Source organism: Limnohabitans sp. (assembly GCF_046052765.1).
GTDB lineage: Bacteria > Pseudomonadota > Gammaproteobacteria > Burkholderiales > Burkholderiaceae_C > Limnohabitans.
Window position 1 is genome coordinate 43,972 of record NZ_JAVLFQ010000063.1, and the last position, 8,402, is coordinate 52,373.

Sequence of the window (8,402 nt, forward strand, 5' to 3'; positions counted from 1 at the left end):
ACCTTCAATGAGCAGGTTTGCCCGCCAGCCACTGACCGACTTGGGTAGGTTGTTTGATGCCCAGTCGCCATACATATGGAGATTTAGCAGGCAAACGCACAGGCAATTGCAGTAACTGTCCATCGCGTGAAACCAACGCCTCAAATGATTTGTGTTTGCCAAGCAGGGCTGGCAATTGATCGATGCGATGAATACGCCAGGCGCTGGTCTTACCGCTGTTTAAATGGACGGTCACGCCCAACCACTCATCACCCGGTGCAAAACCAGCCGATTGCGCCACACTGTGGCTCAAGACAGTTTTGATTTGTACCGCATGGTTTTCTTGTACACGCAATCCGAGTTGTTGAGCCAATGGCGCCTTTTCTTGCGTGATTTCAACCCCTTGAGCGCTGAGCAAATTTTGCAAGGGCAAGTCGGCGGTGCCATGCACCCATGCTTTGATCTCGCGCTGCCAACTGCGCCCGGTGATGTCTTTCAACACTTGAAGTACATCAGTTTCATGCATGGGGCCTGCTTTGCAGCGCTTCCATAAACCGCGCATCACTTCATCCAAACTGTGGCCGATTTGACGCAATGACAAATCCAGACACAAGCCCACCAGCGAACCTTTGGCGTAATAGCTCACCGACAGGTTGGCACTGTTGGCATCAGGCAGGTACAACTTGGTCCAGGCTTCAAAACTTGATTGCGCCACAGTGTGTATTTTTCGCCCGGGTGTTTGCAGCACATGGTTGATGGTTTTGCCCAGTAATTTCAAATATACGGCAGGAGAAATCAATTCGGCGCGACACAGCAATACATCGTCGTAGTAACTGGTGAATCCTTCAAAAAACCACAGCAAGTCGGTGTAATTTTCTTGTGTGTAGTCATAACGGGTGAAGGACGCTGGGCGCAAGCGTTTCACATTCCATGTGTGGAAATACTCATGACTGATCAGACCCAAGAGGCTGACATAACCGTCACTGGCAGTGACTTGTTCCACACGCGGCAGATCCTCTCTTTTACAAATGAGCGCGGTGCTGTGTTGGTGTTCTAACCCCCCGTAGCCGTCGGCTACCGCATTGATCAAAAACACATACCTGTCATGTGGCGGTTTGCTTTTTGCGTGCCAGAAATGAATTTCTGTTTCGCAAATGGCTTGTATATCTTTGAGCAAACGCGCACCATCAAAAGAAGGCGCTGCACCGCTGACAACCACGCGGTGCGAAACACCTTGAGCGATGAAGCGCGCAGACCAGAATGCCGCCATTTCAACGGGTGAATCTGCCAACTCGTCGTAGTTGGCCGCTTGGTAAACACCAAAGCCCTTGGCGTTGATTTTCAAGGGCGTCAAGGCGGTTGCAAGTTGCCAATCGGGATGTTCGAGCGGTGATGCGATGTGGACAGTGTGGGGTTGGTCTTCGTATCCGCAGGCGATCACACACAGGCTGGTGGGATTGAAGAAACCGCGATTTGTATCCAACCAAGCAGTTCTGACGGAAGCATCATGTGCATGCACTTGGTACTGAATGGTCAGTGGCTTGTTTAATGCTGTCTGCACCTGCCAAGTGGCTTTGGCCGTTTGCGTCACTTTGCAAAACTGACCTGCTTGGTGTGCATGTATCAAGCTCAACTGTTTAGAAAATTCACGCACCATGTAACTGCCAGGTATCCACACAGGCATTTGCAATGTTTGCAACGCAAGAGGCTGGTCTATAGTGAGTGTGACTAGCCAAAGATGCGCGTGTACATCAAGTGCAACTACTTGATAGTGAATAGGCGCGACTGAGGACTTCATGGATGCTTGCCCAGTTGCTTCTCCAATAGCACCATGTCAACAGCACCGGGGATGCGTGTACCGTCCACAAAAATACTGGTGGGAGTGCCACTGATTTTCATTTTCTGGCCGAAATCGACATTGCGTTTCAAAGCCGTCGTGTCGCAATTGGCGGCAACTGGCGATTGATCGCGCAGCATCCAGTCTTGCCACGACTTGGCGGGTTCTTTCGCACACCAAATCGATTTGGATTTTTCCATTGAGTCCTTGCCTAGGATGGGGTATAAAAATAAATACACCGTGATGTTGTCAAGTTTGGCCAAGTCGCGCTCAAAGCGTTTGCAATAGCCGCAATTCGGGTCTTCAAACACAGCCAGTTTGCGCTCGCCATTACCACGCACGATAGTGATGGCGTCTTTCAAGGGCAAGGCTTTGAAATCGATGGCGCTGATTTTTTGTATGCGTTCATCGGTCAGGTTGCGCTGGGTGCGGGCATCAATCAGTTGACCTTGGAATAGAAAATTTCCTGTGGCATCGGTGTAGTAAATCTCAGTGCCATCCACTCTGAGTTCAAACAAACCCGGCATGGGTGTGCGTCTCACCTCATCGATAGGCTGGATTTGCGGCATCCGTTCTTTTAGATTTTTGCGTATCACCGCTTCTTCACCTTGCGCCCACACAGCAACAGTACATACCAAACCACAGAAAAAAAATAACAGCTGGGAGCGAGAAAAATTGAACATGTGAATCCTAAGTGTGATCAACGCATGGCCATTTGCATGACCCATTGTTTCAATGGATTGATTTGGTTAAAACCATTCAACCCCCAGTTGCGCAGACTTTGCACCATGGGGTTGGGATGGTTAAACAATCGTTGCAGACCATCGCAAGCCAGCCAAGTAGCTTGCATGCTTGCTTTGCGGGCGCGTTCATAGCGTCGCAATAAATACCTGTCATCCAAAGAGCACCAATACGCTTGAGTTTCTCTAGTTTTCAATACCGCAGCCAATTCGCTGACATCGGCCAAACCCAGGTTCAGACCCAAACCCGCCAACGGATGAATGCTGTGTGCGGCGTCTCCTGCCAGCACCCAAGTTCCACCATCGGCCATGCATCCGCTCCAATGTAAAGCTTTGGCCAAGGTCAAAGGCCAGATCTGTGCTTCGCTGCTGACTTGCAGTTCACCCAGCATTTGGTGGCTGGCATGCGTGAGCAATTGCGACAGTTGTTCGGTGGTGGATGTTTGGAGTGTCAGCGCACGTGCCGATGACATGGACCAGACAACGGCTGCTTCGGTTCCGCCAGTGCCGCCCAGCGGCAACAAAGCCAATATATCTAGCTCACCATTGGAATGCGCAAACCATTGAAGCGCTTGTTGACGGTGCGGCTTCTCGCAGCGAACCCGGGTTGCGAGCGCATGTTGCGCATAGGGCAGGGACTCGTAGGCAATACCCAGTTCTTGGCGCGTGCTGCTATGCCTTCCTTCACACACTACTGTGAGTGTGGCTTGCACAGGCGTATCAATGCGTTCTATGGCGGGTTGAAAAGAGATGGCGTCGGCCAGCATTTTTTCTAACGCACCGACGTCGACGATGTGGGTCAAACCGTTGAAAGAAGGCGCTTGAAATTGCACACTGCCGTTGGTGTCGCCCCAGACCTGCATGGATTGAACTGGCGTGGCGTGCAAGCTATCCGGCCAACAGCGCAGATCGCTGAGCAGTTCTCGTGAGTGTGCATTCAGCGCAAATGCACGCACATCAGAGGCGACAGAGGGTTTGCCCACCAGCGCAACACGAAGCCGTTGCCGCGCCAGCAGCAAGGCCAAGGTGCTACCCACAACGCCGCTGCCGCGAATACAAATATCAAAGAATGTAGACATGCAATCCATTGTAGGAGTTGGCTGGCCGTAGAATTTCAAGCTTTGCGCACAACCCTAAATTGCGCTTTAGCTTTCCAAGGAAACAGCCATGAGTTTGAAATGCGGCATTGTGGGCTTGCCCAACGTCGGTAAGTCCACCCTGTTCAACGCCCTGACCAAAGCAGGCATTGCGGCTGAAAACTACCCGTTTTGCACGATCGAGCCCAATGTCGGTGTGGTTGAAGTGCCTGATTTACGTTTGGCCCAGTTGTCTGAGATTGTCAAACCCGAGCGTATCGTTCCTGCCATTGTGGAGTTTGTTGACATTGCAGGATTGGTCGCGGGCGCGAGCACTGGTGAAGGTTTGGGCAACCAGTTTTTAGCGCACATCCGTGAAACCGATGCGATTGTGAATGTGGTGCGCTGCTTTGAAGACGACAACGTGATTCATGTGGCTGGCAAGGTGGATCCTATTTCCGACATTGAAGTAATTCAAACCGAGTTGTGTCTGGCTGATTTGAGCAGCGTGGAAAAAGCGCTTCATCGCCACCAAAAAACCGCGCGTTCTGGCGACAAAGAGGCCGCCAAACTCGTTGCGATTTTGGAGCGCTGTCAAGTCGCATTGAACGACACCAAGCCGGTGCGAACCATAGATTTCAGCAAGGAAGAAAAACTGGCGGTCAAACAGTTTTTTCTGATCACCGCCAAGCCCGCCATGTTTGTGGCCAACGTGGCCGAAGACGGTTTCGAAAACAACCCGATGCTGGATCGCCTCACGCAATTTGCCCATTCGCAGCATGCGCCCGTGGTTGCCATCAGCGCCAAACTCGAAGCTGAAATGAGCGAGATGAGCGACGAAGACCGCGATATGTTTTTGGCAGAACTCGGTCAATCCGAACCTGGACTGAATCGATTGATCCGCTCGGCCTATACCTTGCTGGGTTTACAAACCTATTTCACTGCAGGCGTGAAAGAAGTGCGCGCATGGACCATTCGCGTGGGCGACACCGGCCCGCAAGCAGCAGGCGTGATTCACACTGATTTTGAAAAGGGCTATATCCGCGCCCAAACCATTTCTTTTGATGACTTCATTCAATTCAAAGGTGAACAAGGTGCGAAAGACGCGGGCAAGATGCGCGCCGAAGGCAAAGAATACGTGGTGAAAGACGGCGATGTGATGAACTTTTTGTTCAGCAGTTGATTCAATCACACCATCAACCACTGCCAACCGAACACCAATACGCCATAGCGCACAGCCTTGCCTATGGCCATGTAAATAGTGCATGGCAGCAAAGGCAGACGCAAGTAGCCTGCCACCACGCACAGAGGATCGCCAATGACAGGCAACCACGCGCCCAGGCACGCCACGGGCCCTGCACGTTCGAGCAAACGCAATGCACGCATGTGGTGCGTGACTTTGTCTTGATGTAAATGCTTTGCCATCCAGCGCTCAGCACCCAAGCCCATCCACCAACCGACAACACCACCTAGTGTGTTGCCTATGGTGGCTACGACAAGCGCTGGCCATAACAACGTGGGGTTGAGTGCAATCAATCCCAGCAACAAGGGCTCTGATCCCAATGGCAACAAGGTTGCTGCCAGCAGTGAAGCAACAAATAAAACAATCAATCCATACTCGGGCTGCGACAAGTTTGTCAATAGGGTTTGAAAAAAATTTTCCATGAGATGCAGTGTAAGTCTCGCTACGGCTATCAAAAATACACACTTAATCACGCCATTTAAAAAATATAAAAATCTATCGCAATCTCTTACACAAAAACCTATTCACGCCGCTAGAATCGTGCCTCCTTTTTAAGCACACCTGTTTTAACTGCATGCGCATCGCTTCTTTCGAATTAACCCACAACGTGTTTGTCGCACCCATGGCTGGTGTGACCGACCGGCCGTTTCGCATGTTGTGCAAGCAACTCGGCGCGGCATATGCGGTCAGCGAAATGGTGACATCGCGCAAAGACTTGTGGGACAGCTTGAAGACTTCGCGCCGTGCCAATCACGATGGTGAAGCTGGACCGATTGCAGTGCAAATTGCTGGCACAGACGCAGACATGATGGCCCACGCTGCGGTCTACAACATCCAACGCGGTGCTCAAATCATTGACATCAACATGGGTTGCCCCGCCAAAAAAGTCTGTAACAAATGGGCGGGTTCGGCACTGATGCAGGACGAATCCTTGGCCATGGGCATTGTTCAAGCCGTGGTCGATGCCGCCAAGCCATACGGCGTGCCCGTCACTTTGAAAATGCGCACTGGCTGGCGTGCTGATCAGCGCAACGTGGTGTCGCTGGCCAAACAAGCCGAATCCGCTGGTGTGCAAATGATCACGGTACATGGGCGCACCCGCGAGCAAGGCTATAGCGGGCAGGCCGAGTACGAGACCATCGCGCAGGTCAAGGCAGCAGTCGGCGTGCCTGTGGTTGCCAACGGCGACATAGATTCACCCTTAAAAGCACAGCAAGTGCTGCAATACACCGGCGCAGATGCGGTGATGATCGGTCGCGCTGCCCAAGGACGACCATGGATATTCCGTGAAATTCAACACTTCTTGACGCACGGCACCTTGCTAGCGTCTCCCTTGGTCGCTGAGGTGCAACGCCTGTTGCTGCACCATTTGCAAGACCATTACAGCTTGTACGGCAGCTACATCGGTGTTCGCAGTGCGCGCAAGCACATAGGCTGGTACACACATGGATTGCCTGAGGCACAAGCCTTCAGGCGCACCCTGAATGGCATAGAGGACTGCGACCGCCAATTAGCAACTGTGGCAGATTATTTTGAACAACTGGGGCAACACTCAGACCGTTTGCACTACACAAAATCAGAACCCGTTCTGGAGACATACACATGAGCAAAAAACAAATTGAAGAGGTGGTGCGCCACAGTCTTGAGGCTTACTTCAAGGACTTGCGTGGGGCCGAACCCGATCAATTGCATGACATGATGATTCAAGTCATGGAAAAGCCATTGCTTGATGTGGTCATGAAACATGCGGATGGAAACCAATCTCGTGCTGCCTCTTGGCTTGGCCTGAACCGCAATACCTTGCGAAAAAAACTGAGCGATCACAAATTACTTTGAACCTGATTCAACGGCGTGTTTGCCACTGAGAAAGTTGTCACCATGAATGCATTGATTTCCGTGTCTGACAAGACCGGTGTTGTAGAACTCGCTCAAGCATTACATGGCATGGGCATACATTTGATTTCCACAGGCGGCACAGCCCAGTTACTCGCCGCACAAGGTTTGCCAGTTCGCGAAGTGGCCGATCTGACAGGTTTTCCTGAAATGCTCGACGGACGTGTCAAAACTTTGCATCCCAAAGTGCATGGCGGCTTGCTGGCGCGGCGTGATATGCCTGCACATATGCAAGCCTTGCAGGACCACGGCATTGAAACCATCGACTTGCTGGTGGTCAATTTGTACCCGTTTGAAGCCACAGTTGCTATGCCCGATTGCACACTGGACGATGCGATTGAAAATATAGATATAGGCGGCCCCGCCATGGTGCGCAGCGCCGCCAAAAACTGGAAGCATGTGGCGGTGTTGACCGATGCCTCGCAATACCCATCGGTGATAGACGAGTGGCGCGAGCACCAGGGCTTGAGTGACATCACGCGCTTCAAACTGGCCGTGGCAGCTTTCAACCGCATCAGCATGTACGACGGCGCCATCAGCGATTATTTATCTTCGCTGGACTTGGCAAGTGAGCAACGCAGTCTGTTTCCTGCGCAGGCGAATGGCCGTTTTGTCAAACTGCAGGACTTGCGTTATGGCGAGAATCCGCACCAACTGGCGGCGTTTTACCGCGACGCTGACCCGGCACCCGGCTCACTCGTGACAGCGCGTCAGTTGCAAGGCAAAGAGCTGTCTTACAACAACATCGCAGACGCGGACGCGGCATGGGAATGCGTCAAGAGTTTTGACACACCGGCTTGTGTGATTGTTAAACACGCCAATCCTTGCGGCGTGGCGGTGGCTGAAGACGCCTTATCCGCTTACAAAAAGGCTTATCAGACCGACCCAACATCGGCTTTCGGCGGCATCATCGCGTTCAATTGCCCGGTCGATCTGGCCACTGTGCAAGCACTGGCGCAACAGTTTGTGGAGGTATTGATCGCGCCGTCTTTCATGGGCGACGCTTTGGTTCAATTGCAAGCCAAAGCGAATGTGCGCGTGTTGCAAATCGCGCTGCCGCCGGGTGGCAATACGCCTTGGGCGAATGGTTTGAACTTATTGGATGTCAAACGTGTGGGTTCGGGCTTGCTGATGCAAACCGCTGACAATCACCATTTGTCTTTGAACGATATGCAAGTGGTGACCACCAAGCAACCTAGCGCGACGCAAATGCAAGACCTGTTGTTCGCGTGGAAGGTGGCCAAGTACGTCAAGAGTAACGCGATCGTGTTTTGCGCCGACGGCATGACCATGGGTGTGGGCGCGGGTCAGATGAGCCGCTTGGATTCAGCGCGGATTGCCGCCATCAAGGCAGGGCATGCGGGTTTGTCATTGCAAAACACAGTGGTGGCGAGCGATGCGTTTTTCCCGTTCCGCGATGGGCTGGACGTGGTAGTGGACGAGGGCGCGACTTGCGTGATTCAACCCGGCGGTTCTATGCGCGATCAAGAAGTGATTGACGCGGCGAATGAAAGAGGCGTGGCCATGGTATTCACGGGGGTGAGGCACTTTAGGCATTGAATGTGCAAAAGTAACTTTGAGATGTTAATCGGGGTCAGATAATCGGGGTCAGATACCAATTGCTGTCTCTTATA

8 protein-coding genes are annotated in these 8,402 nt (G+C 52.3%); 4 read left to right on the forward strand and 4 right to left on the reverse strand.

The window, feature by feature from the left end; all coding sequences use genetic code 11:
• Positions 1-4: 4 nt before the first annotated feature.
• The 3 genes from AC9UG7_RS08770 to AC9UG7_RS08780 are packed head-to-tail and all read right to left on the reverse strand — an operon-like array spanning position 5 to position 3,635.
• Positions 5-1,777, reverse strand: a complete 1,773-nt coding sequence (locus AC9UG7_RS08770) for a M61 family metallopeptidase (RefSeq protein WP_509586655.1) — start codon at positions 1,775-1,777, stop codon at positions 5-7.
• Positions 1,774-2,499, reverse strand: coding sequence for a DsbC family protein (locus AC9UG7_RS08775; protein ID WP_509586657.1), 726 nt, complete (start codon positions 2,497-2,499; stop codon positions 1,774-1,776). The genes AC9UG7_RS08770 and AC9UG7_RS08775 overlap by 4 nt, the downstream gene beginning before the upstream one ends.
• Before the next feature lie 17 nt (positions 2,500-2,516).
• Complete coding sequence (locus tag AC9UG7_RS08780) at positions 2,517-3,635, reverse strand: FAD-dependent monooxygenase (protein WP_509586659.1); 1,119 nt, start codon at positions 3,633-3,635, stop codon at positions 2,517-2,519.
• Between the two features lie 88 nt (positions 3,636-3,723).
• Between AC9UG7_RS08780 and ychF the strand changes: the two genes are divergently transcribed.
• Positions 3,724-4,815 (forward strand): redox-regulated ATPase YchF, encoded by a 1,092-nt coding sequence (gene ychF, locus AC9UG7_RS08785; protein ID WP_509586662.1) that lies wholly within the window; start codon positions 3,724-3,726, stop codon positions 4,813-4,815.
• A 5-nt stretch (positions 4,816-4,820) separates the two neighbouring features.
• Here ychF and AC9UG7_RS08790 read toward each other — a convergent pair whose 3' ends face one another.
• On the reverse strand, positions 4,821-5,297 hold the full coding sequence (locus AC9UG7_RS08790) for a YqaA family protein (RefSeq protein ID WP_509586665.1): 477 nt from the start codon (positions 5,295-5,297) through the stop codon (positions 4,821-4,823).
• Positions 5,298-5,449: 152 nt separating this feature from the next.
• On the opposite strand from AC9UG7_RS08790, the gene dusB reads away from it, so the two are divergent.
• Genes dusB through purH form a run of 3 tightly spaced genes read left to right on the forward strand, consistent with a single transcriptional unit; the run spans position 5,450 to position 8,328 of the window.
• A complete protein-coding gene (gene dusB, locus AC9UG7_RS08795) occupies positions 5,450-6,481 on the forward strand; it encodes a tRNA dihydrouridine synthase DusB (RefSeq protein WP_509586667.1) in 1,032 nt (343 codons plus the stop codon).
• A complete protein-coding gene (locus AC9UG7_RS08800) occupies positions 6,478-6,711 on the forward strand; it encodes a helix-turn-helix domain-containing protein (RefSeq protein WP_509586670.1) in 234 nt (77 codons plus the stop codon). The genes dusB and AC9UG7_RS08800 overlap by 4 nt, the downstream gene beginning before the upstream one ends.
• Positions 6,712-6,753: 42 nt before the next feature.
• Complete coding sequence (gene purH / locus AC9UG7_RS08805) at positions 6,754-8,328, forward strand: bifunctional phosphoribosylaminoimidazolecarboxamide formyltransferase/IMP cyclohydrolase (RefSeq protein WP_509586673.1); 1,575 nt, start codon at positions 6,754-6,756, stop codon at positions 8,326-8,328.
• Positions 8,329-8,402 lie beyond the last annotated feature (74 nt).

Excerpts from the sequence above, each read along its gene's own strand:
- AC9UG7_RS08770 (WP_509586655.1), bottom strand. The coding sequence starts at position 1,777 with ATGAAGTCCTCAGTCGCGCCTATTCACTATCAAGTAGTTGCACTTGAT.
- dusB (WP_509586667.1), top strand. The coding sequence starts at position 5,450 with ATGCGCATCGCTTCTTTCGAATTAACCCACAACGTGTTTGTCGCACCC.
- AC9UG7_RS08790 (WP_509586665.1), bottom strand. The coding sequence starts at position 5,297 with ATGGAAAATTTTTTTCAAACCCTATTGACAAACTTGTCGCAGCCCGAG.
- purH (WP_509586673.1), top strand. The coding sequence starts at position 6,754 with ATGAATGCATTGATTTCCGTGTCTGACAAGACCGGTGTTGTAGAACTC.
- ychF (WP_509586662.1), top strand. The coding sequence starts at position 3,724 with ATGAGTTTGAAATGCGGCATTGTGGGCTTGCCCAACGTCGGTAAGTCC.
- AC9UG7_RS08775 (WP_509586657.1), bottom strand. The coding sequence starts at position 2,499 with ATGTTCAATTTTTCTCGCTCCCAGCTGTTATTTTTTTTCTGTGGTTTG.
- AC9UG7_RS08780 (WP_509586659.1), bottom strand. The coding sequence starts at position 3,635 with ATGTCTACATTCTTTGATATTTGTATTCGCGGCAGCGGCGTTGTGGGT.
- AC9UG7_RS08800 (WP_509586670.1), top strand. The coding sequence starts at position 6,478 with ATGAGCAAAAAACAAATTGAAGAGGTGGTGCGCCACAGTCTTGAGGCT.